21 protein-coding genes are annotated in these 25,991 nt (G+C 75.0%); 11 read left to right on the top strand and 10 right to left on the bottom strand.

The window, feature by feature from the left end; translation table 11 throughout:
- Window positions 1-7 precede the first annotated feature (7 nt).
- Both dapF and miaA read right to left on the bottom strand, forming a co-directional pair.
- Window positions 8-1,060 (bottom strand): diaminopimelate epimerase, encoded by a 1,053-nt coding sequence (dapF, locus tag ACN9MS_RS08695; protein WP_426311550.1) that lies wholly within the window; start codon window positions 1,058-1,060, stop codon window positions 8-10.
- Entirely contained in the window at window positions 1,057-2,112 is a 1,056-nt protein-coding gene (gene miaA / locus ACN9MS_RS08690) for a tRNA (adenosine(37)-N6)-dimethylallyltransferase MiaA (protein WP_426311549.1), read from the bottom strand. The genes dapF and miaA overlap by 4 nt, the downstream gene beginning before the upstream one ends.
- A 132-nt stretch (window positions 2,113-2,244) precedes the next feature.
- Here miaA and ACN9MS_RS08685 point away from each other — a divergent pair, with 132 nt between their 5' ends.
- The 3 genes from ACN9MS_RS08685 (at window position 2,245) to ACN9MS_RS08675 (ending at window position 6,770) form a co-directional block, all read left to right on the top strand.
- Window positions 2,245-2,745 (top strand): YbjN domain-containing protein, encoded by a 501-nt coding sequence (locus ACN9MS_RS08685; RefSeq protein ID WP_426311548.1) that lies wholly within the window; start codon window positions 2,245-2,247, stop codon window positions 2,743-2,745.
- A complete protein-coding gene (locus ACN9MS_RS08680) occupies window positions 2,742-4,709 on the top strand; it encodes an HSP90 family protein (protein WP_426311547.1) in 1,968 nt (655 codons plus the stop codon). Before ACN9MS_RS08685 ends, ACN9MS_RS08680 begins: the two co-directional genes overlap by 4 nt.
- A 1,518-nt stretch (window positions 4,710-6,227) precedes the next feature.
- Window positions 6,228-6,770, top strand: coding sequence for a hypothetical protein (locus ACN9MS_RS08675; protein ID WP_426311546.1), 543 nt, complete (start codon window positions 6,228-6,230; stop codon window positions 6,768-6,770).
- Here the strand turns inward: ACN9MS_RS08675 and ACN9MS_RS08670 are convergent.
- Complete coding sequence (locus ACN9MS_RS08670; protein WP_426311545.1) at window positions 6,760-7,377, bottom strand: hypothetical protein; 618 nt, start codon at window positions 7,375-7,377, stop codon at window positions 6,760-6,762. The genes ACN9MS_RS08675 and ACN9MS_RS08670 overlap by 11 nt on opposite strands.
- Window positions 7,378-7,602: 225 nt before the next feature.
- Here ACN9MS_RS08670 and ACN9MS_RS08665 point away from each other — a divergent pair, with 225 nt between their 5' ends.
- Together ACN9MS_RS08665 and ACN9MS_RS08660 are read left to right on the top strand one after the other, a co-directional pair.
- Window positions 7,603-8,199, top strand: a complete 597-nt coding sequence (locus tag ACN9MS_RS08665) for a YbjN domain-containing protein (RefSeq protein ID WP_378232484.1) — start codon at window positions 7,603-7,605, stop codon at window positions 8,197-8,199.
- Window positions 8,196-8,708 (top strand): YbjN domain-containing protein, encoded by a 513-nt coding sequence (locus tag ACN9MS_RS08660; protein WP_052877713.1) that lies wholly within the window; start codon window positions 8,196-8,198, stop codon window positions 8,706-8,708. Before ACN9MS_RS08665 ends, ACN9MS_RS08660 begins: the two co-directional genes overlap by 4 nt.
- 50 nt (window positions 8,709-8,758) lie before the next feature.
- On the opposite strand, the gene miaB is transcribed toward ACN9MS_RS08660, so the two are convergent.
- Window positions 8,759-10,429, bottom strand: coding sequence for a tRNA (N6-isopentenyl adenosine(37)-C2)-methylthiotransferase MiaB (gene miaB, locus ACN9MS_RS08655; protein WP_426311544.1), 1,671 nt, complete (start codon window positions 10,427-10,429; stop codon window positions 8,759-8,761).
- Window positions 10,430-10,531: 102 nt separating this feature from the next.
- On the opposite strand from miaB, the gene ACN9MS_RS08650 reads away from it, so the two are divergent.
- The 4 genes from ACN9MS_RS08650 to ACN9MS_RS08635 all read left to right on the top strand — a co-directional run bounded on the left by ACN9MS_RS08650 (window position 10,532) and on the right by ACN9MS_RS08635 (window position 14,017).
- On the top strand, window positions 10,532-11,350 hold the full coding sequence (locus ACN9MS_RS08650; RefSeq protein ID WP_082141369.1) for an amino acid ABC transporter ATP-binding protein: 819 nt from the start codon (window positions 10,532-10,534) through the stop codon (window positions 11,348-11,350).
- A 103-nt stretch (window positions 11,351-11,453) separates the two neighbouring features.
- Window positions 11,454-12,329 carry a glutamate ABC transporter substrate-binding protein gene (locus ACN9MS_RS08645; protein WP_378232480.1) on the top strand — a complete coding sequence of 292 codons (876 nt, stop codon included), beginning with the start codon at window positions 11,454-11,456 and terminating at the stop codon, window positions 12,327-12,329.
- A 99-nt stretch (window positions 12,330-12,428) separates the two neighbouring features.
- Window positions 12,429-13,118: an amino acid ABC transporter permease gene (locus ACN9MS_RS08640; RefSeq protein ID WP_378214886.1), complete on the top strand. Its 690-nt coding sequence runs from the start codon at window positions 12,429-12,431 to the stop codon at window positions 13,116-13,118.
- A complete protein-coding gene (locus ACN9MS_RS08635) occupies window positions 13,115-14,017 on the top strand; it encodes an amino acid ABC transporter permease (RefSeq protein WP_426311543.1) in 903 nt (300 codons plus the stop codon). The genes ACN9MS_RS08640 and ACN9MS_RS08635 overlap by 4 nt, the downstream gene beginning before the upstream one ends.
- A 5-nt stretch (window positions 14,018-14,022) precedes the next feature.
- Here ACN9MS_RS08635 and ACN9MS_RS08630 read toward each other — a convergent pair whose 3' ends face one another.
- The 5 genes from ACN9MS_RS08630 to ACN9MS_RS08610 form a co-directional block, all read right to left on the bottom strand.
- Window positions 14,023-14,544 carry a regulatory protein RecX gene (locus tag ACN9MS_RS08630; RefSeq protein WP_426311542.1) on the bottom strand — a complete coding sequence of 174 codons (522 nt, stop codon included), beginning with the start codon at window positions 14,542-14,544 and terminating at the stop codon, window positions 14,023-14,025.
- A 104-nt stretch (window positions 14,545-14,648) separates the two neighbouring features.
- On the bottom strand, window positions 14,649-15,767 hold the full coding sequence (gene recA, locus ACN9MS_RS08625; protein ID WP_426311541.1) for a recombinase RecA: 1,119 nt from the start codon (window positions 15,765-15,767) through the stop codon (window positions 14,649-14,651).
- A gap of 209 nt (window positions 15,768-15,976) precedes the next feature.
- Window positions 15,977-16,780: an MBL fold metallo-hydrolase gene (locus ACN9MS_RS08620; RefSeq protein ID WP_426311540.1), complete on the bottom strand. Its 804-nt coding sequence runs from the start codon at window positions 16,778-16,780 to the stop codon at window positions 15,977-15,979.
- Window positions 16,777-18,966 carry an alkaline phosphatase family protein gene (locus tag ACN9MS_RS08615; RefSeq protein ID WP_426311539.1) on the bottom strand — a complete coding sequence of 730 codons (2,190 nt, stop codon included), beginning with the start codon at window positions 18,964-18,966 and terminating at the stop codon, window positions 16,777-16,779. The genes ACN9MS_RS08620 and ACN9MS_RS08615 overlap by 4 nt, the downstream gene beginning before the upstream one ends.
- A gap of 69 nt (window positions 18,967-19,035) precedes the next feature.
- Window positions 19,036-19,269: a DUF3046 domain-containing protein gene (locus tag ACN9MS_RS08610; protein ID WP_378232473.1), complete on the bottom strand. Its 234-nt coding sequence runs from the start codon at window positions 19,267-19,269 to the stop codon at window positions 19,036-19,038.
- A gap of 96 nt (window positions 19,270-19,365) precedes the next feature.
- On the opposite strand from ACN9MS_RS08610, the gene ACN9MS_RS08605 reads away from it, so the two are divergent.
- Together ACN9MS_RS08605 and ACN9MS_RS08600 are read left to right on the top strand one after the other, a co-directional pair.
- Complete coding sequence (locus ACN9MS_RS08605; RefSeq protein ID WP_426311538.1) at window positions 19,366-24,489, top strand: Lhr family helicase; 5,124 nt, start codon at window positions 19,366-19,368, stop codon at window positions 24,487-24,489.
- 65 nt (window positions 24,490-24,554) lie between these two features.
- Window positions 24,555-25,394, top strand: a complete 840-nt coding sequence (locus ACN9MS_RS08600) for a DNA-formamidopyrimidine glycosylase family protein (RefSeq protein ID WP_426311537.1) — start codon at window positions 24,555-24,557, stop codon at window positions 25,392-25,394.
- A gap of 53 nt (window positions 25,395-25,447) precedes the next feature.
- On the opposite strand, the gene ACN9MS_RS08595 is transcribed toward ACN9MS_RS08600, so the two are convergent.
- On the bottom strand, window positions 25,448-25,789 hold the full coding sequence (locus tag ACN9MS_RS08595) for a helix-turn-helix domain-containing protein (RefSeq protein ID WP_047234712.1): 342 nt from the start codon (window positions 25,787-25,789) through the stop codon (window positions 25,448-25,450).
- Between the last annotated feature and the right edge of the window lie 202 nt (window positions 25,790-25,991).

Raw genomic sequence — 25,991 nt, 5'->3', positions numbered from 1 at the left:
CCGTCCGTCAGACCGCGGTGCGCTCCGCCTCCGGCGTCCCGTCAGGGACGACCTCGTCGGTGTCGACGCGTGGGGCGCTCTCCGACCCGTCGTCGCTCTCGGGCACCGTGTCGTCGGCGTCCTCGGTCCCCGTCACGGAGGGGGCGGGCAGGAACGACGCGAGGTCGACCTCGCCCGCGTACACGAGCTCGGCGGGCCCCGCGAGCTCGACCCGGTCTCCCTCGAGCGCCCTCACGCGGACGGTCCCGCCCGGGACGTCGACGAGCCAGGTGTCCGGCGCGTCCGGGCCGCCCCAGACGCGGACCGCGAGCGCCGCGGCGCACGCGCCGGTGCCGCACGACGGCGTCTCCCCGACCCCGCGCTCGTGGACGCGCATGCGGACGCGCCCGACGAGCGTGCCGTCGTCGGCCGTCGTCTCGCCGAGCGGCACCACGAGCTCGACGTTCGTCCCGTGCGCCGGGTGCGGCTCGACGACGGGCGCCTCGGTGAGGTCGGCGCGGTCGAGCAGGTCCTCGCGCGCGACGGCGAGCACGGTGTGGGGGTTGCCGAGGTCGACGCTCAGCGCGGGGCGCGGGACCTCCCAGCCGCGCACGACCACCGTCGCGTCGTAGCCGTCGTGCAGCGCGGGACGGCCGCCGGGCAGGAACCAGCGGCCCATGTCGACCGCGAACCAGCCGTCGGCCTCCTTGCGCACGCGCTTGACGCCCGCGCGCGTCCCGACGGGCACCTCGGTCCCGCCCGCGAAGCTCACGAGCCCGAGTCGCTCGGCGAACGCGGCGAACACGCGCACGCCGTTGCCGCACATCTCGGCGACCGATCCGTCGGCGTTGCGGTAGTCCATGAACCAGATGGCGTGGGGGTCCTCGGCGAGGACCTCGCGCGACTCGGGCACGAGCGCGGTCGGCACGAGGCGGATGACGCCGTCGCCACCGATCCCGCCACGGCGGTCCGCGAGCGCGCGCACGAGCTCCGGCGTGAGGTCGAGCTCGCCCTTCGTGTCCGCGAGCAGCACGAAGTCGTTGCGGGTCCCGTGTCCCTTGGTGAAGCGGGTGCGCGTCATGAGCCCAGACTACGGCGCACCGGGGCGTCGCCGTCCGCTTCGTCCGGCTCGGGGACCTCGCCCCGAGCGACGGCGTCCGCGCGCTCGTCGCCCCGGGCCACGAGCGCGAGCGCGTCCTCGACACGGGTCGGGGACTGCGCGTCGAGCCAGTGCACGCGCGGGTCGCGTCCGAACCAGCCCATCTGCTTCCGGGCGAGGCGTCGCGTGTTGGCGGTGACCGCCTCGCGCGCCGCGTCCTCGGTCGTCTCGCCGTGGAGCGCGGCCAGGACCTCGGCGTACCCGACGGCGCGGCGCGCCGTCCGGCCCATGCCCTGCGCCTCCACGCGGCGCACCTCGTCGACGAGCCCCTGCGCCCACATGCGCTCGACGCGTCCGGCCACGCGCGCGTCGAGGACATCGCGGTCGCAGTCGAGACCGACCTGGACGGTCGGACGCACGTAGGCCTGCCGCGGGAGGTTCGCCGTGAAGGGCTCGCCCGTGAGCTCCATGACCTCCAGCGCGCGGACGACCCGCCGCGTGTTGGCGGGGCCGATGCTCGCGGCGGCCGCGGGGTCGCGCCGCGCCAGCTCGTCGTGCAGCACGCGCGTCCCCTCGGCCTCGGCGCGTGCCTCGAGCACCGCGCGCACCGCGGGGTCCGTACCGGGAAACCGCATGTCGTCGAGGAGCGCGCGCACGTACAGGCCGGACCCTCCCACGACGACGGCGCGCGCCCCGCGCGCGGCGATCTCGTCGAGCACGCGCCGGGCCTCGGCCTGGTAGCGCGCGACCGACGCGTCCTCGACGGGGTCGATCACGTCGAGCAGGTGGTGACGCACGCCGCGACGCTCGTCGACGGGGACCTTCGCGGTGCCGACGTCCATGCCGCGGTAGAGCTGGTAGGCGTCGGCGTTGACGACCTCCGCCGGCACCCCGGGGACGGACAACCGCTCGGCCAGGTCGAGGGCGAGGTCCGACTTGCCCGTGGCGGTCGGGCCCACGACGGCCACGACGACGCGGCGGTCGTGCTGGTCGTCCCCGTCCTGCGCGCCGGTCGGGTCGTGCTCGGTTTTCACCCGCGCAACGGTACCGGCCGGGCCCGCCGGGCCGGGGCCGTGTGGGCGGGGATGCGTAGTGTGTCCGGTGGACGGCCCGCCTGCTCGCGGGCCCTCCACCGACCACGTACAGACGACAAAGGACTCGAGCACATGGGTTTCTTCACCAAGCCGGACGCCGCCCCGACGAGCCAGAACGCGCCGCTGACGCGCGAGCGGGTCGAGGCGTTCCTCAAGAGCCGCGACTGGAAGTACTTCGTCGACTCCGACGGGGACCTCGGCGGCAACTGGGACGGCAAGGTGTTCTTCTTCTTCCTCATGGGCGAGAAGCAGGAGATCCTCCAGGTCCGCGGCCGGTGGAACCGGACGCTGCCCGCCACGGCGGAGGCGCAGGTCGTGCTCGTCGCCAACGAGTTCAACCGCGACAAGATCTGGCCCAAGGTCTACACGCGGGTCGAGGACGACCAGGTCGCCGTGTACACCGAGGTCGCGACCGACCTCGAGTTCGGCGCGGCGGACGACCAGCTCGGTCAGCTCGTCGAGTGCGGCCTCTTCACGGGCCTCCAGTTCTTCGACGCGCTCGACGAGCGCTTCCCCGACACGGCGGCGCAGGGCGTGGTCATCGACGGCACCGCCGACGTCGAGGCGCGGTGAGCGCGGCGCACGAGCGCACCGACGGCGGGGGCGACCCGCACGGCACGGCCCCGGGCGGGGAGGCGACGGCGGCGTTCCAGGTCGACCTGCGGGGCGTCGTGGACCTCCTCGCCCGGCACCTCTACTCCAGCCCGCGCGTGTACCTGCGCGAGCTGTTGCAGAACGGGGTCGACGCGATCACGGCGCGGGTCGCCCTGGAGGGCCCGGAGGCCCCGAGCCGTATCCTGCTGCGCCCGCTCCCGGACGGCGGTCTCGAGGTGCACGACTCAGGCGTCGGCCTGACCCGCGTCGAGGCGCAGGAGCTGCTCGCGACCATCGGGCGCAGCTCCAAGCGCGACGTCGAGCTGGGCTCGGGGCGCGAGGAGTTCCTGGGCCAGTTCGGCATCGGGCTGCTCTCGGCGTTCATGGTCGCCGACGAGATCGAGCTCGTGTCGCGCTCCGCCCGCCCGTCGCCCTCGGGAGGACGGGCGGCCCCGGTCCGCTGGCGCGGCCGGGCGGACGGGCGGTACGAGCTCGTCGAGCTGGGCCCGGACGACCCGGACGCGCCCGCGGAGCCGGGGAGCGTCGTGCGGCTGCGCCCGCGCCGGGACACCGAGCACTGGCTCGCACCGGAGACGGTGGTCGCGCTCGCGCAGGACTTCGGCTCGCTCCTGCCCGTCGAGCTGCTCGTCGAGACTCGTCTCGACGGCGAGACCGCGGACGGGGCGGACGCCCGAGTCGTGCTGCGCCGGCTGAGCGGCGACGAGCTCCCCTGGCGGGCCGCGCACCCGACGCCCGCCGCGCGCGACGCGGCCCTGACGGGCTACGCCGAGCGGACGCTGGGCTTCCGCCCGCTCGCCCGGATCGACCTCGACCTGCCCCTCGCGGGCCTGTCCGGCGTGGCGTACGTGCTCCCGGCCGCGGTCGCGCCGACGACCACGGCGCGGCACCGGGTCTACCTCAAGCGCATGCTGCTCGGCAGCGCGGTCGACGACCTGCTGCCCCCGTGGGCGTTCTTCGTCCGGTGCGTCCTCGACACGTCCGTGCTGCGTCCGACCGCGTCGCGCGAGGGCCTGTACGAGGACGAGGTCCTGCTCGCGACCCGCGACGCGCTCGGCGCGCAGGTCCGCCGGTGGCTGCTCGAGACGCTCGCGGCGGACACCGTCCTCGCGCGGCGGTTCCTGGAGACCCACCACCTCGCGGTCCGGGCCCTCGCGCTCACCGACGACGAGATGCTCGACGTCGCGGCGCGCGTGCTGCCGTTCGAGACGACCGCCGGGACGGGGACGCTCGCCGACCTGGCGGAGGCTCACCCGGAGGGCCGCCTGCTCTACTCCTCGAGCGTCGAGGAGTTCCGCCGCATCGCCCCGGTCGCGGCCGCCCAGGGCCTGGCGGTCGTCAACGGCGGGTACGTCTACGACGCAGACCTGCTCGAGCGCGTCGCGGCGCGGTTCCCGCAGTGGAGGCTGTCGCCGGTCTCCGCCACCGACGTCGCGCACGTCCTCGCCGAGGTCGAGCCGCTGCGCGAGCTCGAGGTCGCGGACGCGCTCGCGTCGGTCGACGCCGCGCTCGCCGAGCAGGACTGCGACGTGGTGCTGCGCCGGTACGAGCCGGACGCCCTGCCCGCGATGCTGCTGCACGACCGCGACGGCGACCACGCGCGCGAGGCGGCGCGCGTGGCCGAGACGGACGACCTGTGGGGCGAGATCCTCGCGGGTCTCAGCGGCCCGGCCCGCCCCCGTCGGCTGGTCCTCAACGACGCGAACGGCACGGTGCGCGACCTGCTCGCGAGCCCCGACGCGGAGGTCCGTGCCGCGGGTGCCCGGTCCCTGTACGTGACCGCGGTGCTGGCGTCGGGCAAGGCACTCCAGCCCGTCGAGGCCGCGCTCATGAACGACTCGCTGTCGCTCCTGCTGGCCCGCGCCCTCGCGACCTCCCGTCCCGACCAGCACACCGACCAGAACACCGACGAGGAGACCCGATGACCCGGTCCGTGGACCAGGTGAACGCCGCGCTGTACGACGTCCGCCGCATGCCCTACGGCCTCGCCCGCTCCACGGCCGCCGCGGCCGAGGTCGAGCGCGTCGAGGCCGAGGGGCCGGACGGGGCGCGCGCGTACGCGCTCTTCGTCCTCGTCGAGTCGTTCGTCTGGGGCGGCGAGGTCAGCAAGGCCTACCTGCCGTTCACCAAGATGCTCCGCTGGTGGGACGAGCACCCCGAGCACTTCGACGCCGAGGACGCGCACTCGCTCTTCTGGTCGTTCAAGTGGATGGTCGGGCACCTCATGGAGTTCCCCACGGTTCCCGCCGCGCAGATCGAGCGCACGCTCGACGACATGGCGCGGCGCTACGCGCTCGCGGGGAACGGGACGAACGCCGTCGAGCTGGAGCGCTTCGAGTGGGCCCGCGAGCGGGGCGGCGCGGACGTCGAGGACGCGTATCGCGCGTGGGTCGCGACCCCGCGGGACGAGTACTCCCAGTGCGAGGCGTGCGAGCCGGGCGACCGCGCCGCGTACCTCTTCGAGACGGGGCGCCACGAAGAGGGAATCCGGCTCCTCGAGCAGGTGCTCCAGGGGTCGCCCTCGTGCGCCACCGAGCCCGGTGACATGCTCTCCCACCTCCAGCTCGCGTACGTGGAGGTCGGCGACGCCGAGGCCGCCGCCCGCACGCACCGGCGCGGCCTGCGACACCTCGACACCGGTGTGTCGATGACGGGCCCGAAGGGCCGGCACGTCGAGTTCCTCGCGCGCACGGGCAACGCGTCGCGCGCGCTGCGCCTGCTCGGCGAGCACCAGGCGTTCCTCACCGAGACCGACTCGCCGGGCGACCGCCTCGGCTTCCTCACGAGCGTGAGCGTCGCGACAGGCGCACTGCGGGCCGAGCACGCGGACGCGCCGCTCGCCCTGCGCGACGTGCCCGCGACGACGGTCGCGGAGCTCGACGACTGGGCCCGCCGCGAGGCGGCCGAGCTCGCAGGTGCGTTCGACGCCCGCAACGGCACGCCCGCCGCGTCCGAGCGCCTGCGCGCCGCGTGGAGCCACGGGTCGCGCTCGCTGCCCGTCGACCTCTCGGTCCTCTCGGCCGTGCCCGAGCCCCCGGCGGGAGCCCCGACCGGCCCGGCCGTGGGCGGCGCAGGCGCGGCGGACGACACGGCGACGTCCTCGCCGGCCGGCGCGACCCCGCCGCCCCCCGGCGGCGCGACGGGCACGGACCTCGGCAGCGCGGCCTCCCATAGTGAGCACGGCACCGAGCACGGCACCGAGCACCCCGGGGACGTCACGGCCGATCCCGTCGACGCCGACGGGCTGCTCCGGCTCGCCGACGACGTCGCGGACGAGGACCCGGTGCGCGCGGCGCAGCTCCTGCGGCGCGCGTCGGCGCTGCTGGAGTCGGCGGGCCACCTCGACCGGGCCGGGTTCGCGCTCGCCGAGGCGGCCCAGGCTCGCCGCGGTCGAGGGAGACGACGAGGGCGCCGCCCCGGCGTTCGCGCACGCCCTCGCGCTGGTGCGCGCGGGCGGGGTCGCACCCCGGTTCGTCGGCCCCGTCGTCCGTGCGTACGCCCGGCTGGAGGCCGGGCGCGGCGACGTGACCGGAGCGCTCGCGCAGCTCCAGCGCACGCTGGACGACCTCGACGCGGCGGGTTCCGCCGTCGCCGAGCAGGTCCCGCGTGCTGCCGACCTCGTCGAGCGGGACGCGGCGGCCGACGAGCAGGAGCGCCGCGACCTGCGGGACACCCGAGCTCGCCTGCTGGCGACCGCGGGAGAGCTCGACGCGGCCGCCACGCTCGCCGAGGCCGTGGCGGAGGAGTTCGCGCGCTCGGGGCAGGTCGGGGACGCGGCCCACGCGTTCTGGCTCGCGGGGCGCTCCCGCTGCGAGGCCGGTGCCGACGCGGAGGCCGTCGACCTCCTCGAGTCCGCGATGGAGGGCTTCGCGATCGTCCACGACCGCGACGCACGGACGCTGGTCGCGAACGAGCTCGTCGCGACCCTGCGTCGCCTCGGTCGCGAGCAGGACGCAGCGGCCGTCGGCGCGGGGCTCAGCGGCTGACGGACCCCCCGGCCGGGGAGACGGGGCCGACGTCGTACCAGCGCACCTCGTAGCGGCGCTGCTCGTGCTCCCCCGTCGCGACGTGACGGTGCCCGGCGTCGGGCGCGGCGCCGAACCCGGCGAGCACCGCGTCCGGCGCCGCGCTCCGCGGGTCGTGCACGACGACGAGGCGCGCGTCCTGCCGGGCGAGGCTCGCGCCGAGCGCGTGTGCGGTGGGCGCGTCGGCGTCGTCGAGCTCGACGACGTCGACGGGGCCCGTCCAGCCCGCACCGGCCAGCGCGAGGAGCCCCACCGACGCGGCCGTCCCCGCCACCGGGCAGTCCCGCGAGCCCGGACGTGTCGCGACGGCCCACGTGGTGTCGAGCCAGGCGTCCGCGACGCCCGCCGCCGCGAGCGACGCCCGCGCCGGACCCCGCGTCGGCGCGGCTCCCGGCGCGACGACGACCACGGGCGCGGTCCCGTCGCCCTGCGCGGGCCGGACACCGTCCACGAGTCGGCCCAGCGCCGCGAGCGCCGCGGCGCGCGTGTCGCCGAGCACCGTGGTGTCGCCCGCGGCGCCGGGGACGAGCAGCGGGGTACCGGGCAGGACGACGGCGCGGACGGTCACGGGCCCACCGTAGCCGTCGTCGGCAGGACGTCGGGTCATCCCGGACGCCGGCGACGGACGGCAGGAGCCGACGGCACCACACCGAGTGCACGCGGCAATGCGGCGGGACAGTGCCGTGCCGACGTCGCGCGCAGCGACCTGCACGACCCGGGCGCGATGTCACGGGCGGCCACGGACGAGGTCCGCGATGCGACGTCCGGGGGCGCGCGCGAGTACGGTGGGTGAGTGAGGTTCTTCGGGGCGCGGGACGACGACGACCGGCGGGACGGTGATCCCGGCGAGGCTCCGGACGGCGGGGCGGCGCCCGGCCGTGCCGGGGACGAGCTCCAGTCGCAGGTCGAGGACCTCCTGGCGCGAGAGCTGGGACAGGTCGCGACCGACGTGCTGCGTCCCCCCACCCCCCTGGCGCTCTCCCGGGTCGTCGAGTGGATCACGGACAGCGGCTACAGCTACTTCGTCGACTCCGACGGCGACGTGGGCGGGCTCTGGCACGGTCGGCTCTTCTACTTCCTGCTCTTCGGCCACGGCGACGAGATCCTCCAGGTCCGGGGCCAGTGGAACCGCGACCTCGCGCTCGAGCGGCTGGAGGAGATCCTCGAGTTCTGCAACGAGTGGAACGCGGACCGGATCTGGCCCAAGACCTACACGCGCGTGCGCGACAACGGGATGATCCAGGTCTTCACCGAGGTGACCGTGGACCTCGAGCACGGGGTGACGGACGACCAGCTCGACCAGCTCCTCCAGTGCGGGCTGAGCACCGGGTCGATGTTCTTCGACGCGCTCGACGAGTTCTACCCCGACCCCGCGAGGCAGGCGCCATGACGCAGGCCCGCACCAACTGGTTCACGCGCCTGTTCGGCAACCGCCGCCCGAAGGCGCCCGACTCGCTCCCGCGCGAGGAGGAGCTGCCGCGCGCGCTGTCGATGGCGCGCATCGGCGACCACCTCACGCGGCGCGGGTACCACTTCCGCGTGGACGACGACGGCGACATCACCGGGACGTGGGACGGGCACCGGTTCTGGTTCCTGCTGCTCGGCGACCGTTCCGAGATCCTCCAGGTCCGGGGCCGCTGGTCGACGTCGCTCCCCCTCGAGTCACGGCTCGTGACCCTCCAGGCCGTCAACGACTGGAACCGCGAGCGCATCTGGCCCAAGGTCTACGTCCGCGAGGAGGCGGGTCGGCTCGCGCTCTACGCCGAGGTCTCCGTGGACCTCGAGCACGGCGCGACGGACGACCAGCTCGCGCAGACCGTCTCGTGCGGTCTCGGGACCGCCGTGCAGCTCTTCCACGCCATCGGCGCGCAGCTGCCCCCGGGAACCCTGGACGACTGACGCCCCAGGGGGGCTGCTCGGCTCCACCCCTCGTTCTTCGACCTCGCCGTTCAGGCGCGGAGCGTGGGGAGGCCCAGGACGACGGGGCCGGACGGGGCGCCGCCGTGCCCGTGCCCGTGGTCGTCGTCGCCACCGCCGAGGCGGGCGCGCTCGCGCTTCGCCCACGCGTCGCCGGAGCGGGTGCGACGCACCGCGAACGTGCCGCCCGCGAGCGCCGAGTCGGCGATGAGGTGGTGCGGCGCGGAGCGCGTGACCTCGACCGTGACGACGTCGCCGGGCCGCGGCAGGCGGGCGTCGAGGTCGTCCGCGAGGCGCGGGTCGACGGACCCGGGCGCTCCCGCGGCGGCGGACGCGGCGCCGTCGGGCACCCCGGCCACGACGTCCGCGGGGAGCGCCAGGTGCACGAGGCGGTTGTCGGGGGCGCGGCCGGTCACACGGTGCGTCGCGCCGTCCTTGCGCCCCGCGCCCTCGCCCACGAGGACGTCGATCGTCCGGCCGACCTGCCGGGCCGACTCCTCGCCGGCGATGCGCTCCTGGAGCGCCTGGAGCCGTTCGAAGCGCTCCTGCACGACCTCCTTGGGGAGCTGGCCGTCCATCGTCGCGGCGGGCGTCCCGGGGCGGGGGGAGTACTGGAACATGAAGGCCGAGGAGAAGCGGGAGGCCTCGACGACGCGCATCGTCTCCGCGAAGTCCTCCTCGGTCTCGCCGGGGAACCCGACGATGATGTCGGTTGTGATCGCGGCGTCGGGCATGACGGCACGCACGCGGTCGAGGATGCCGAGGAAGCGCTCGGAGCGGTAGGAGCGCCGCATGGCGCGCAGGACCCGGTCGGAGCCCGACTGGAGCGGCATGTGGAGCTGGGGCATGACGTTCGGCGTCTCGGCCATGGCCGCGATGACGTCGTCGGTGAACGCGGCGGGGTGCGGCGACGTGAAGCGCACGCGCTCGAGGCCGTCGATCGTCCCGCACGCGCGCAGGAGCTTGGCGAACGCGCCGCGGTCGCCGAACTCCACGCCGTAGCTGTTGACGTTCTGCCCCAGCAGGGTGACCTCGATGGCTCCGGCCTCGACGAGCGCCCCGACCTCGGCGAGCACCTCGCCCGGACGGCGGTCGCGCTCCTTGCCGCGCAGGTGCGGCACGATGCAGAACGTGCACGTGTTGTTGCAGCCGACGCTGATCGACACCCAGCCGGCGAAGACGGACTCGCGCTTGGTCGGGAGCGTGGAGGGGAAGACCTGGAGCGACTCGGCGATCTCCACCTGGGCCGCCTCGTTGTGGCGCGCGCGCTCGAGCAGCACGGGCAGCGCGTCGAGGTTGTGCGTGCCGAACACGACGTCGACCCACGGCGCCTTCTCGACGATCGTGCCGCGGTCCTTCTGGGCGAGGCACCCGCCGACGGCGATCTGCATGCCGGGCCGGGCCGCCTTGACCGAGGCGAGCTGGCCGAGGTTCCCGTAGAGGCGCGTCGCGGCGTTCTCCCGCACCGCGCACGTGTTGATCACGACGACGTCGGCGCGGTTCGCGGCCTCGTCGTCCGCGCTCGCGCGCGTGTACCCCGCCTGCTCGAGCATCCCCGCCATGTGCTCGGAGTCGTGGACGTTCATCTGGCAGCCGAGCGTGCGGACGACGTAGGTGCGCGGGTGCGCGTCGTCGACCGGCGCACCGGGGGTGGCACGGGGTGCGAGTGCGGCCGGGACGGGGGCGGGGGCGATCGTGGACATCACCGTCCAGGGTACGGCGCCGGGTGCCGTGTTACTGAACTGTTGCCCGACTGTTGCCGGATGAGGTGGCACCGTGCAACAGAAGGGACATAGTGTCCAGGAATGGCCGACGAAACCTCTTCGCCGTCCGACGCGCAGCGCAGCGCGCAGGACGCTCAGCCCCTCCCCGCCGAGCAGGTCCTCGGTGAGCCGCTCGTCGAGCTGCGCGACGTCAACAAGCACTTCGGGGACCTGCACGTGCTGCGGGACATCAACCTCACGGTCCGGCGCGGCGAGGTGCTCGTCGTCATCGGCCCGTCAGGCTCCGGCAAGTCGACGCTGTGCCGCGCGATCAACCGGCTGGAGACGATCGACTCCGGGGAGATCCGCGTCGACGGGCAGCCCTTGCCCGAGGAGGGCAAGGAGCTCGCCCGGCTGCGTTCCGACGTCGGCATGGTCTTCCAGTCCTTCAACCTCTTCGCCCACAAGACGATCCTCGACAACGTCACGCTCGGCCCCGTCAAGGTGCGGCGCGAGAAGGGGAAGGTCGCGAAGGACCGCGCGCTCGCGCTGCTCGACCGTGTCGGCGTGATGAACCAGGCGCAGAAGATGCCCGCCCAGCTCTCCGGCGGGCAGCAGCAGCGCGTCGCCATCGCCCGCGCGCTCGCGATGCAGCCCAAGGTCATGCTCTTCGACGAGCCCACCTCCGCGCTCGACCCCGAGATGATCAACGAGGTCCTCGACGTCATGGTCGCCCTCGCCAAGGAGGGCATGACGATGATCGTCGTCACGCACGAGATGGGCTTCGCCCGCAAGGCCGCGAACCGGGTCGTCTTCATGGCCGACGGCCAGATCGTCGAGGAGGCCCACCCCGAGGAGTTCTTCACGGCGCCCAAGAGCGACCGAGCCAAGGACTTCCTCTCGAAGATCCTCACCCACTGAAGCCCGCCGGGCACCTACGGGCCCGGCCCGACAGCCCCAGAACCCGGTCGACCGTCGAGGCACACCTTCGGCGGGCGGCCACCACTCACGAAGGGTAGGAACGATGCGCACACGACACGCAGGTGCTGCCGTGCTGGCCGCTCTCACCGCGCTCACGCTCGCGGCGTGCGGCGGCGGCGAGGTCGGCGGCGAGGACACCGCGACCGACGGAGCCACCGACTCGGGCGACACGGGCGGTGGCGCCGAGGGCTCGATCAAGATCGGCATCAAGTTCGACCAGCCGGGGCTCGGCTACCAGGACGGCTCCACCTACACGGGCTTCGACGTCGACGTCGCCACCTACGTGGCAGGCGAGCTCGGCTACGGCGAGGACCAGATCGAGTGGGTCGAGGCGCCGTCCGCCCAGCGCGAGACGATGCTCCAGACCGGTCAGGTCGACATGATCTTCGCGACCTACTCCATCACCGACACGCGCAAGGAGACGGTCGCGTTCGCCGGGCCGTACTTCGTGGCCGGGCAGGACCTGCTCGTCGCCGAGGACAACACGGACATCACCGGGCCGGAGTCGCTCGAGGGCAAGAACCTGTGCTCCGTCACGGGCTCGACGTCCGCGCAGCGCATCAAGGACGAGTACGCCGCGGGCGTGCAGCTCCTCGAGCGCCCCGGGTACGCCGAGTGCGTCACCGCGCTCACCGCGGGCCAGGTCGACGCCGTCACGACCGACGACATCATCCTCGCGGGCCTCGCCGCCCAGCCCGCCAACGCCGGCAAGGTCAAGGTCGTCGGGGCGCCGTTCTCGACCGAGCGCTACGGCGTCGGGCTCCCGCAGGACAACGACGTCTGCGAGGACGTCAACGCCGCGATCGAGAAGATGATCGAGGACGGCTCCTGGGAGGAGTTCGTCACCAAGAACACCGAGGGCACCGGGTACACGCCGAACGCCAGCGAGAACCCGCCGACGGTCGACCCCTGCGCCTGACCGTCCACGGTCGGGGGAGCCGCGCGTCGGCGCGCCGCTCCCCCGGCCGCCGGGCCGTCGACCCGGCCCGGCACGTACCCTCCCGGAGGACCACCAAACGTGGGTGACTACCTGTCGCAGACCTGGGCGCTCGCCCGCGAGTACGACGTGCTCGGCGCGTTCTGGGTCAACATCCAGCTGACGTTCTGGGCCGCGATCCTCTCGCTCGTGCTCGGCACGGCGCTCGCGCTCATGCGGATCTCCCCCGTGCCGAGCCTGCGCTGGGCGGGGACCGCGTACGTCAACGTGTTCCGCAACACCCCGCTCACGATCATCATGACGTTCATGGTGCTGGGCCTGTGGGGACAGCTCAACGTCACGCTCGCCCCCGACTTCGCGGCGAACTTCTTCCGGCTCGCCGTCGTGGGCCTGGCGATCTACCACGCCGCGTTCGTGTGCGAGTCGATCCGGTCGGGCGTCAACACGGTGCCGATCGGCCAGGCGGAGGCGGCGCGGGCGATCGGGCTGTCGTTCCTGCCGGCCGCGCGCCTCATCATCCTCCCGCAGGCGTTCCGCGGCGCCGTCGCGCCCCTTGGCAACACGCTGATCGCGCTGCTGAAGAACTCCACCGTCGCGGCGGCGGCGAGCGTGACGACCGAGACCTCGAGCCTCATGAAGACCATGATCGAGTTCAACTCGAACTACATCTACGGGATCTTCCTGACGTTCGCGATCGGCTACGTCATCCTCGTCATCCCCATCGGCCTGCTCACCACGTCCCTCTCCAACCGACTGGCGGTCCGCCGATGAGCACCCAGCAGTCCGTCCTCTTCGACGCCCCCGGCCCTCGCGCGCGCCGCGCGATCCTGCTGGGCAACATCGTCGGCGCGATCGTCGTCCTCGGGATCGCCGCGCTCGTGCTCGTGGCGCTCGGCAACAAGGGCCAGCTCGCCCCCGAGCTGTGGTCGTCGCTGTTCACCGCCGACGCGTGGCAGTACTACTTCATCCCCGGTCTGCAGAACACGCTGCGCGCCGCCGCGTTCGGCATCGTCGGCGCGCTCGCGTTCGGGCTCCTGTTCGGCACCGGCCGGCTGTCGCACCTGCGCACGGTGCGGACCGTGTGCGGGATCGTCGTCGAGTTCTTCCGGGCCGTGCCCGTGCTGCTCATGATGATCTTCTTCTGGCTGCTCCTGGGCTTCAACAACGTCGACGACGCCCCGTTCCTCGCCGTGGTCTTCGCGCTCGTGCTCTACAACGGCTCCGTCATCGCCGAGCTCGTGCGCTCCGGCGTCGGGAACCTCCCGAAGGGCCAGGGCGAGGCCGGGCTCGCGATCGGGCTCACCCAGGGTCAGACGCTGCGCTCGGTCCAGCTCCCCCAGGCGCTCATCGCGATGCTCCCTGCGCTCGTCTCGCAGCTTGTCGTCGTCCTCAAGGACTCCGCGCTCGGGCAGATCATCACGTACAACGAGCTCCTGCGGGCCGCGCAGCTCTACGGCGTGGGCAACGGCAACATCCTGCAGTCGCTCGTGCTCGCCGCGGTGATCTTCATCGTCATCAACTGGCTGCTGACCCTCGTGGCGCGCTGGCTCTCCCACTTCCTCAGCGGTCGCACCGCGGGGGCGACGGCCGCCGGTCCGGGCATCGGGAACCCCACGGTCGTCGCGGGCGGGCCGACCGAGGACGCCCCCGCCGTCTCCGTCGCCCGCTGACGCCCTCAGCCAAGCGCTGTGCCCGCCGCCTCGGCGTCGAGCTCGCGCTGGACGATCTCGAAGGCCAGCGACGGACTGTAGCCCTTGCGGGCGAGCGCCCCGACGGTCCGGCGCACCCGCACCTCGCGGTCGAGGCCGCGCGTGCGGGCGAGGCGCGTGCGGGCGAGCTCCAGGGCAGCGTCGGCCTCGGAGTCGTCGTCGACCTGCTCGAGCGCCACGGCGCCGACCTCGCCGTCGATGCCGCGCCGCCGGAGCTCGGTCGAGATCGCGCGGCGTGACAGCCCGCGCTCGGCGTGCCGGGTGCGGACGATCATCTCGGCGTACTGCGCGTCGTCGACGAGACCGACCTCCTCGAACCGGTCGAGGATCGGCAGCACGACGTGCTCGGGGTAGCCCTTGCGCGCGAGCGACTGCGCGAGCTCCGCGCGGCTCTTCGGCGCGGCCGTGAGGATGCGCAGCACCGTCTCCCGAGCGCGCTCGGCGAGGTCGGCGTCGCTGATCTCGCCGCGCTCCACGAGCTCGTGCAAGGTCGGGCGCGGGCGCCGCCCGGCCTTGCGGCCGGTGCGGCGCCCGTCGACCCCCTCCGGCGGGTCAGAGGGCTCGATGCTCTCGTCCCCGTCCCGCTCCTCGATCAGAACGGCGACTTCTTCCCCTTGGCGGCCGCGGCCGGGGCCTTGGTCGCGGCGGGCGCGGCCGGAGCGGCGTCGGCCGGGACCGTCACGCCCGCGGCCGGGTCGGCCGGAGCATCGATCTTGGCCCCGACGCCGAGCTTCTCCTTGATCTTCTTCTCCAGCTCGTTGGCGAGGTCCGGGTTGTCGCGCAGGAACGAGCGCGCGTTCTCCTTGCCCTGACCGAGCTGGTCGCCGCCGTAGGTGAACCACGACCCGGACTTGCGCACGAACCCGTGCTCCACGCCCATGTCGATGAGGCCACCCTCGCGCGAGATGCCGACGCCGTAGAGGATGTCGAACTCGGCCTGCTTGAAGGGCGGGGCCATCTTGTTCTTGACGACCTTGACGCGGGTCCGGTTGCCGACCGCGTCGGTGCCTTCCTTGAGGGTCTCGATGCGACGGATGTCCAGGCGGACGGAGGCGTAGAACTTCAGCGCCTTGCCACCGGTCGTCGTCTCGGGCGAGCCGAAGAACACGCCGATCTTCTCGCGGAGCTGGTTGATGAAGATCGCGGTGGTCCCGGACGCGCTGAGCGCGCCCGTGATCTTGCGCAGCGCCTGCGACATGAGGCGGGCCTGGAGACCGACGTGGCTGTCGCCCATCTCGCCCTCGATCTCCGCCTTGGGCACGAGTGCCGCGACGGAGTCGATGACGATGATGTCGAGCGCGCCGGAGCGGATGAGCATGTCCGTGATCTCGAGCGCCTGCTCACCGGTGTCCGGCTGGGAGACCAGGAGCGCGTCCGTGTCCACGCCGAGCTTCTTGGCGTACTCCGGGTCGAGAGCGTGCTCGGCGTCGATGAACGCGGCGATGCCGCCCGCACGCTGCGCGCTCGCGACGGCGTGCAGCGCGACGGTCGTCTTGCCGGAGGACTCCGGGCCGTACACCTCGATGACGCGCCCGCGCGGCAGGCCGCCGATGCCGAGCGCGATGTCGAGCGCGATGGAACCCGTGGGGATGACCTCGACGGGTGCGCGGCCCTCCTCGCCGAGGCGCATCACGGAGCCCTTGCCGAAGCTCCGGTCGATCTGGGCGAGGGCTGCCTCGAGCGCCTTCTCGCGGTCTGCGGGTGCGGGCATGTCAGTCCACCTTCGGTTCGACGTTCATCTGTTCGTTGTGGCCCGACGCTACGGGCAGCCACCGACACGCGGCGCCGGCGACCCCTCGAGCCTGTGGATCGTCGTGCCGGACCGGCGTCCTGGGCCCGCCGCGACGGGCCCTGTGCACAACTCTAGCCGAACACGTGTTCGATCCCGGAACGTCTCCCGGCGTGTCACCCGCGCGCCGCTCACGCGTCGTCGGACGACGACCACGACTCCCCCGGGCGCAGGACCACGACGTGCGTCCCCGGCGCCTCGCGCTGCGCGGCCGCCTCGAACGCCGCCCCCGCGTGGTCCATCCAGCCGCGCGGGAGGTGCCGCCCGCCCGGTGCGTGGAGCGTGCCCCAGTGCACGGGGATCGCGACGCCGACGCCCACCTCGGCGCACACCCGTGCCGCCTGCGCGGGGCCGAGGTGCCCGCCCGACAGGCGCGGGCCCCACCCGCCGACCGGCACGAGCGCGACGTCCACCGGACCGCCCGCCAGCGCCGGCAGGTGGACCATGTCCGGGTGGTGCTCGGTGTCCCCGACCGCCCACACCCGCACCCCGCCCGGGCCGTCCGTCCGCACGAGGTGCCCGTTCGCCGCGTTGGGCCGGTGCGGCATCGGCCGGTGTCCGTGCACCGCCGCCACGAGGCGCACCTCGACCCCCGACGTCTCCGGCCCGACCGCGTGCCACGCGTCGTCGAGACCGACCCCGCGCAGACCCTTGGCGCGCAGCCACCGCGCGTTCGCGGGGGCCGTGAGCACGGGCACGTCGCCGAGGAGGCGCAGCGAGCGCAGCTCCGCGTGGTCGTGGTGCAGGTGGGACAGCAGCACGGCGTCGCTGCCCTGCCACACCGCGACAGGCCGCTCCCCGCGCCGCCGCAGCATCCCCGCGTGCCGGTGCAGGAGCGGGTCGGTGACGAGGCGCACGGCCGGCGCCTCCGCGGGTCCGGACCGCACGTCGAGGACGACGCTCGAGTGGCCGAGCCACGTCACGCGCACGCTCACGGGCCGTTCCCCCGCCCCGGTGCTCCCTCGGCGGGGACGGGCGGTCGCACGCCGAGGTCGGCGAGCCACGCGACGAGCCGGCGGTGCACCGCCTCCGCGCCGACGAGCATCGGCGTGCCGTCCACGTCCTCGAGCTCGTCGTCGGGCAGCCCGAGGTGCGCGGGGTGCAGCAGGACGGCCTCGTTCTGAGCCCCGCCGAGGCCGCCGTGCGACCCCACCAGCCCTTCGAACGCGTGCACCATCCCGACCTCGTCCACGCGCGAGACGAGCACGAGGTCGCCCGCGTCCTCGAGCACCGCCACGCGCAGCAGGTCCGCCGCGGCGCGCGACCCGTAGCCCGCGAGCGGGTCGTCACCCACAACCTCCCCGGACCGCAGGTCGCGCGAGCCGCCGCGCCCGTGCGCCCGCACCTCCCCGCCCGCCCCGCGCTCGACGACGACGCCGACGGCCGGGTTCGCGACGAGACCCGGGAGCAGCCCCGGCCACCGCTCGCGGACGTCGTCGCCCGTGAGCCGGAGCGGCTCGCGCGGGAACCAGACCATGCCGAGGTTGCCCGACCCCACGACGGCGACCTCGGGCAGCTCGGGCAGCGCGGCGTCCGCGGCGCGGGTGCGCAGCTCGCTCCGGTCCGGACCGACCATCATGCGCCCCTGGCCCCCACGAGCACCGTCGGCCTCGCCCGACACCCCGGGGCGCAGCGCGTTGAGGGCGGTGTTGGCCGGGCCCCACGCCTCGCTGTCCGGAGAGGTGGCCCGACGGCGTCCCTCGGCCCGGGTGTCCTCCTCGCCGCGGCGCGCCCCGGCGCGCGGGCCGGGCTCGGGGGCCATGAGGCGCCGGACCTCGTCGAGGAAGGACCGGCCCTGGACCTGCTCGAACGTGGAGCCGAGCGACTGCCCGTGGTCGGACAGCACGACGACGTCGTAGCGGCGGGGCGCGACGGCGGCGACCTGCTCCCAGAGCCCGACGACCCGGTCGAGGCCCTCCAGCGCGCGCAGCGACTCAGGGCGCAGCGGCCCGGCGTGGTGGGCGATCTCGTCGTAGTCGACGAGGTCGACGCACACCACCGGCGCCCCGCGCACGAGCTGCTCCGCGACGAGCGTCGTGTTGAGGTCGCGCAGCACGACGTTCGTCACCGCGCGCAGCACCGGGTACCAGCCGAGGCGCGACACCCGGGGCTCGACGCCCCGCACGGCCTGCTGCCAGCCCTGGTAGAGCTCCTTGAGGAGCTCCCCGAGCGCGACGACGACCGCGCGCACGAGCACGAACGGGCTCGCGAAGAAGTGCACGAACATCTGGCCGGGCCCGAGCCCCTCGCGCGCCCGGCTCATGACGAGCAGGCTCGTCGCCGCGTCTCCGGAGAACATCGTGGAGACGGCGACTCCCCCGCCCGCGAGGAGCCCGGAGCCGTCGCTCGTGCGCGCCTCGACGGCCGCCGCGTCGGCGGGGCGGTTGGTCACGACGAGCCGCCCGAGCGCGCGCGACCACCAGCGGAACGCGGGCACGTGCTCCGTCGAGCCGTGCAGGAGGCCGATCGTGGAGGCGGGCGTCGTCGCGGGCACGCGCGCCCACCACGTCGTGAGGTGGTGGCTCCCGCTGCCCAGCCAGCGCGCGAGCGTCGGGGCGAGCCCTGCCTGGAGCGCGTAGTCGAGCGTGGGGCGCGCGACGCCGTCGAGCAGGACGACGAGCAGGCCCGCCGGGCGCTCGGCCGCGCCCGCCGTCCGCGCGTCGCGTCGCGGCACGCCGGCCTGCCGGCGCGCCCGCCGGAGCAGGTCGCCGAGCACGTACTCGTTGTCGCTCGCCCCGACCACCCAGCGCCCGAGCGCCATGAGGACGGCCGCGAGCACGAGCACCGCGAGCACGTCCACCCACGAGCCGCTCCGGAAACCCGGCAGGTACGTGAGCGCCGCCCACGCGACCGCGAGCTGTGCCACCACGCCGGACACGAGCGCGCCGACCACGCCGAACCGGTGCGCCAGGCGCCGGAGCACGGGGCGCAGGAGCACGTCGCCCAGCCCGACCGCGAGCGCCGCGAGGACGAGCGACCACGGGTTGGTGACCTCGACCCCGGGGACGAACCAGATCGCGAGCCCGAGGCCGACGGTCGTCGAGACGAGCGACCAGACGGCTCCGCGCACGTCGGCCGCGGTCACGCGGACCGTGGCACGGCCTCGGGCGGGAGCGCTCATGCGGCCATCATCGCGGCGCGCGGCCCGTCGCGCCCCTCGGCCGTCCCTGGTCGGCCGGCGCCGGCCGGGTCAGCGGCGCGGCGGGGCCTGGCGGTGGTCGTCCTGGCCCCAGCGCCGCGCGTCGGGCACATCGAGCGCGTCGCACAGGGCGTGCCAGACGACGCGTGGCTCGACACCGTCCTCGAGCGCCTGGGCGGCGGTCCGGTCGTCGAGCACGGACAGCACCTGCTCGCGGACGTAGGCGCGTCCCAGGGACGCGCCGAACACCTCGTCGACCAGCTCGGAGAACTCGCGGTAGCGCACGGGACCAGCCTCCCACGGACGGACGGCCGTCCCGTCCCCCCACCCGGCCCCGACCGCTGCGCGGCGCGTGTGGGTGGTCGCGGCGAGAATGGGCCCGTGACCACGGACCCGCTCGCGCGCTTCGCCGCGCCCACGCGCGCCTGGTTCTCGGGCGCGTTCGACGCCCCGACCGCGGCGCAGGCCGGCGCGTGGGACGCGGTGTCGAGCGACCGGCACGCGCTCGTCGTGGCGCCGACCGGGTCGGGCAAGACGCTCGCGGCGTTCCTCTGGTCGCTCGACCGGATCATGAGCGCGCCCGCGGCCGGCGAGGTCGCGCGCGAGCAGCGCTGCCGCGTCGTGTACGTCTCGCCGCTCAAGGCGCTCGCCGCGGACGTCGAGCGCAACCTGCGGTCCCCGCTCGCAGGCATCCGCCAGGCGGCGGTGCGGCTCGGGCTCGAGGTGCCGGACGTCGTCGTCGGCACCCGCACGGGCGACACGCCCACGAGCGAGCGCCGCCGCCTCGCGACGCACCCGCCGGACATCCTCATCACGACGCCCGAGTCGCTGTTCCTCGTGCTGACCTCGCAGGCGCGCGCGGGGCTCGCGGGCGTCGAGACCGTGATCGTCGACGAGATCCACGCCGTGGCGGGGACCAAGCGCGGCGCGCACCTCGCGGTGTCGCTCGAACGTCTCGACGCCCTCCTCGAGGCGCAGGACCGCCCGCCCGCGCAGCGCATCGGGCTCTCGGCGACGGTCCGTCCCGTCGAGGCCGTCGCGACGTTCCTCGGCGGCCACCGACCGGAGGCGGAGGCGGGCCGCGAGGTGGTCGTCGTGCAGCCCCCCGCGAGCAAGCGCATCGAGGTCGACGTCGTGGTGCCCGTCCCCGACCTCGCGGACCTCGGCACGGCCGCACTGGTGCCCGACGCCGGCGCGCGCCCGGGCACGGAGGTGGCCGGGGGGCGGGGCGCGGCTCGCGGGGTGGCGGACGAGGGCGCGCTGCCGCCCCTGCCGCCGGGCGAGCGCGACCTGTCCGGACCCGCGACGTCCCGCCCGACCGGCGCGCCGGACGTCCGGCCGCAGCGCCCGTCGGTGTGGCCGCACGTCGAGGAGCGGGTCGTCGACCTCGTCGCCGACCACCGCTCGACCCTCGTGTTCACGAACTCCCGCCGCGGGGCCGAGCGACTCACGGCGCGCATGAACGAGGTCTGGGCGGAGCGCCAGGGCGAGGACGTCCTCGACCCGGGCACGATCACCGCCGCGCAGGTGCAGGCGCAGTCGGGCGCGAGCTCCGGCGTCGAGCCCGTCATCGCGCGCGCGCACCACGGCTCCATGAGCCGCGCGGAGCGCACGCGCACGGAGACCGAGCTCAAGGACGGGCGCCTGCCCGCGGTCGTCGCGACGTCGAGCCTCGAGCTCGGCATCGACATGGGCGCGGTCGACCTCGTCGTGCAGGTCGGCGCCCCACCGTCGGTCGCCTCCGGGCTCCAGCGCATCGGGCGCGCGGGGCACCAGGTGGGGGCCGTGTCGCACGGCGTCGTGTTCCCCACGCACCGGGGTGACCTCGTGCCCTCCGCGGTCGTCGCCGAGCGCATGCGCACCGGCGGCATCGAGGAGCTCCACGTGCTCGCGAACCCGCTCGACGTGCTCGCGCAGCAGGTCGTGGCCATGGTCGCGGTCGACGAGTGGACGGTCGCGGAGCTCACCACCGTGGTGCGGCGCAGCGCGCCCTACGCCCACCTGGGCGACGCCTCGCTGCACGCGGTGCTCGACATGCTCGCGGGGCGGTATCCGAGCGAGGACTTCGGCGAGCTGCGCGCGCGCATCGTGTGGGACCGCGCGTCGGGCCGGCTCACGGGACGACCGGGCGCGCTGCGGCTCGCGGCGACGAGCGGCGGGACCATCCCCGACCGCGGGATGTACGGCGTCTTCCTCGCCACGGACGCCGCGACCGGAGGTGTGGCGGGCGATCCCGACACGGCGGGCGGGCGCGCCCCACGCGGCGGCAAGCGCGTCGGCGAGCTCGACGAGGAGATGGTCTACGAGTCCCGCGTCGGCGACACGTTCACGCTCGGGTCGAGCACGTGGCGCATCGAGGACATCACGCCGGACCGCGTGCTGGTCACGCCGGCGCCGGGCATCCCCGGGCGCCTGCCCTTCTGGAAGGGCGACTCCCCCGGGCGCCCCGCCGAGCTCGGCCGGGCGCTCGGCGCCTGGGTGCGCGAGACCGACGCGCTCGCTGCCGGCGACCACGACGCCGCGGCCGACCGGCTGCGCGCCGCCGGGCTCGACGCCTGGGCGAGCGACAACCTCCTCGCGTACCTCCGTGAGCAGCGCGACGCGACCGGGCGCGTGCCCGACGACCGGACGGTCGTCGTCGAACGGTTCCGCGACGAGCTCGGCGACTGGCGCGTCGTCGTGCACTCGCCGTACGGGGCCAAGGTCCACGCACCGTGGGCGCTCGTGCTCGCCGCGCGGCTGCGCGAGCGGTACGGGGTCGACGCCGCCGCGATGCACGCCGACGACGGCATCGTGCTGCGGCTCCCGGACACCGGCGACTCGTGGCTCGAGGGAGCGACCGACGGCTCGGGCGGGCTCGGCGGGGACGCGCCCGTGGTCGGCGTGGAGGACCTGCTGCTCGACCCGGACGACGTGCTCGACGCGGTGCGCGACGAGCTCGGCGGGTCGGTGATGTTCGCGTCGCGGTTCCGCGAGGCGGCGGCGCGCGCCCTCCTGCTCCCCCGGCGCCGCCCGGACCGGCGCCAGCCGCTGTGGCAGCAGCGCCAGCGCTCGGCCCAGCTCCTGTCGGTCGCGTCGGAGTACCCCGAGTTCCCGATCGTGCTCGAGGCGGCCCGCGAGTGCCTGCAGGACGACTTCGACGTCGCGGCGCTCACCGACCTCATGCGCGACCTCGCGGCGGGGCGCGTGCGCCTCGTCGAGGTCACGACGCCCACGCCCTCGCCCTTCGCGCAGTCACTCCTCTTCGGGTACACGGCGCAGTTCCTGTACGACGGCGACGCACCGCTCGCCGAGCGGCGCGCCGCGGCGCTGTCCCTCGACCCGACGCTCCTCGCGGAGCTGCTGGGCGGCGACGGCGTCGCGGCACAGCTCGCCGACCTGCTCGACCCCGCGCAGATCGAGCGGACCGAGGCCGAGCTCGGCGCGCTCGCGCCCGAGCGGCAGGCCCGGCACGCCGAGGACGTGTGGGACGTGCTGCGCCGGCTGGGGCCCCTCACGGGCGCCGAGGTCGCGGCCCGCACGCGCGAGGACGTGCGCGACGCCGCGGCCGACTGGCTCCGCGAGCTCGAGGCCGCGCGCCGCATCATGCCCGTGCGGCTGGCGGGAGTCGCGCCCGAGCGTGCGCAGCAGTGGGCGGTCGTGGAGGACGCCGGCCGCCTGCGCGACGCGCTCGGCGTCGCGCTGCCCGTCGGCATCCCCGAGGTGTTCACCGAGCCCGTCCCCGACCCGCTGGGCGACCTCGTGCGCCGCCACGCGCGCACGCACGGCCCGTTCACCGCGAGCGACCTCGCGACCCGCCTCGGCCTCGGCGTCGCCGTCGTGGCGCAGACGCTCGAACGGCTCGAGGCGGCACGGCTCGTCGTCCGGGGACGCCTGCGGCCCGAGTCGATCGGCGGCACCGGGGACGACTGGTGCGACGCGGAGGTGCTGCGCGTGCTGCGACGCCGCTCGCTCGCGGCGCTGCGCGCGGCGGTCGAGCCGGTCCCCGCGGAGACCCTCGGCGTCTTCCTGCCGCGGTGGCAGGGGCTGGGATCGCTGCGCGGGCCGGACGGCCTGCTGCGGGTCGTCGAGCAGCTCTCGGGAGCGGCCGTGCCCGCGTCGGCCCTCGAGACGCTCGTCCTGCCGACCCGCGTCACGGACTACACCCCGATGATGCTCGACGAGCTGACGACGACCGGAGAGGTCGTCTGGTGCGGCCACGCGGCCCTCCCGGGGTCCGGTGGCGGTGACGGGCTCGTCAGCCTGCATCTCGCGGAGTGGGCGCCGCTCACGCTTCCCGACCCCGGACCGGCGCCCGAGGCGGGGCTGCACGCGACCCTCCTCGACCTGCTCGACGGCTCGGGCGGCTACTTCCTCCCGCGGCTCGCGGAGCGGGCAGGCGCCGACGTCGGCCCGACGCTCGAGGCGCTGTGGGACCTCGTGTGGTCCGGCCACGTGACGAACGACGGCCTGGGCTCGCTGCGTGCCCGGCTCGGTGCCGGGGGCGGCGCGCACCGCGCCCCCCGGGCGCCGGCCCGTGCCCGTCCGGTCGGGCGCGGGCGGTTCGCCGGGCTGCGTCCCCCGGTCTCCCCTGACACCACCCTGCGCGGGGGCGCCGGCCGCTGGTCGGCCCTGCCCGCGCGCGAGGCCGACCCGACCCGCCGGGCGCACGCGCTCGCGCGCGTCCTGCTCGACCGTCACGGCGTGCTCACACGCGCCGTCGCGCCCGCCGAGGGCGTGGCGGGATCGTTCCGCGCGGTGTACCGGGTGCTCAGCGAGCTGGAGGCGACCGGGGCCGCGCGGCGCGGGTACTTCGTCGAGCACCTCGGCGGCTCGCAGTTCGCTCTCCCGGGCGCGGTCGACCAGCTCCGGACGGACGGGCAGGACCGCGAGCGCGCCCTCGAGGCGGCCGCGGCCCGCGAGCTCAGCCGGGCACCCGGTGACGGTGCTGCCCCCGTTCCTGGCGACCCGATGCTCGGCGACCCGGTGCTCGGCAACCCGGTGCTCGGCGACACCCGGCGCGGGCGCGGCGGGCCGCGCCCGGGAGCCGTCCTCCTCGCCGCGACCGACCCCGCCAACCCGTTCGGCGCGGCGCTGCCGTGGCCGTCGCGACCGTCCGCCGTCGGGCCGGGTGCGGCGACCACCACGACCGTCGCGTCGCACGCCGGCGGCGGCGCAACGCCGTCGGACCGCGCGACGACCGGTACCGACACGTCGCGCGGCCACCGCCCCGGGCGCAAGGCCGGGGCCGTCGTCGTGCTGAGCGACGGCGACCTCGCGCTGTACGTCGAGCGCGGGGGCCGGTCCGTCCTGTCGTTCGTCGACGGCCCGCGGCTCGCGGAGGCGAGCGCCGAGCTCGTCCGGGCGGTCCGCGCGGGGAGGCTCGGCAAGGTCGTCGTGCAGCGGGTGGACGGCGTCGAGGCGCTGGCCGGCGCGGGCACGACGGCCACGTCCGCCGACGACGCGGTGCGCGCCCTCCTCGACGCCGGGTTCCGCGCGACGCCGCGCGGGCTGCGGGCGGCCTGAGGTGGCGGCGGAGGGCACGGGACGCGCGCGCCGCCGTCCCCACGCGACCGCCGGGGGGTGCGGCCGTGCCCGAGGGTGACATCCTGCGCCTCGTGTCTGCGCGGCTCGACGAGGCCCTCGCCGGCCGGATCCTCGTGCGAGCGGAGCTGCGCTGGCCGAGCGCCGCCGAGGTCGTCCTGACCGGCCGGACGGTCGTCGAGAACGTGGCGTACGGCAAGCACCTCTTCACGCGCCTCGACGACGGCCGGTCGCTGCACACCCACCTGCGCATGGAGGGGTCGTGGCGCATCGCGCGCACGGGTGCGCGGGACGCGCGCGGAGCCGAGCCGAACGTCCGCGTGGTGCTCGCGAACGAGTGGTGGACGGCGGTCGGGAACCGGATCGGCATGCTGCACGTGCTGCGCACCGCGGACGAGCCGGTGATCGTCGGGCCCCTCGGGCCTGACGTGCTCGGCGACGACTTCCCGGAGACCGGCCTGCCCGAGGCGGTCGCGCGCATGCGGGCCGACGACGCGACGGGCGGGAGCGGCCCCCGGCACCGGCCGGAGCGGGCCGCGACCGGCGTCCCCGTCGCGGAGGCTCTTCTCGACCAGCACCTCGTCGCGGGGATCGGCACGATCTACACGGCCGAGTCGCTCTTCGCCGAGCGCGTCTACCCGTGGACGCCCGTGCGCGACGTCGAGGACCTCGAGGGAGTTCTCCTCACCGCCCGCGCGCTCATGCAGCGCACCGTGCGGCACGGGTTCGACCCGCGCGCAGGCGTCGTGCGCCACGTGCACGGGCGCACACGAAAGGCGTGCCACGTGTGCGGCACGCCTGTCGTCGAAGGCACGGCGAACGAGCCGCCGTACGACCGTCCGGTCTTCTGGTGTCCCTCGTGCCAGGCGCCGCCCGCGAGCGGGTGAGCGCGGGCGTCGCTGCCCCGCACCCGCTCCCCGAGCGGCCCCGGTGTGGACCGTCAGCCGACGGGCTGCAGGTCCTCTCGTCGTGCCGTGCCCTCGGGGTTCTGCCGTCCGAGCACCGCGGTCGCGAAGTCGGCCGGGATGGTGTCCGGGATGAGCAGACCCTCGGCGACGGCGACACGGTCGCTGACCTCGCGCAGCACCAACGACATCGGGATGTCGAGCGCCTCGCAGATCGAGCCGAGGAGCTCCGACGACGCTTCCTTCTGACCGCGCTCGACCTCGCTGAGGTAGCCCAGCGAGACCCGTGCGGCGGAGGACACCTCTCGCAGGGTGCGCCCCTGTCGCTGGCGAGCGTCTCGCAGCACGTCCCCGATCTCTCGTCGAAGAACAATCATCTGGCGACCCCCTTCCGTGTCCCGTGCGCCCCCGGGTGCCGGTGAGGCCCCCACCTGGGTGCGCGAACTGCTCGTGCCGGTCTTCCTGTTCCCTGCCCCGCGTGACGGGGTCGTCCTACCGTACCCCGCCCGCGGTCCGCTCACGTCTCCGGTGCGGCGTGCCGGACCGGCCGTCGGCGCGTTGTCCGTGCGGCCCACCGGT

The sequence above is a fragment of the Cellulosimicrobium sp. E-16 genome (assembly GCF_049913115.1).
Classification (GTDB): Bacteria; Actinomycetota; Actinomycetes; order Actinomycetales; family Cellulomonadaceae; genus Cellulosimicrobium.
This window is presented reverse-complemented; position numbering and strand designations above follow the sequence as displayed.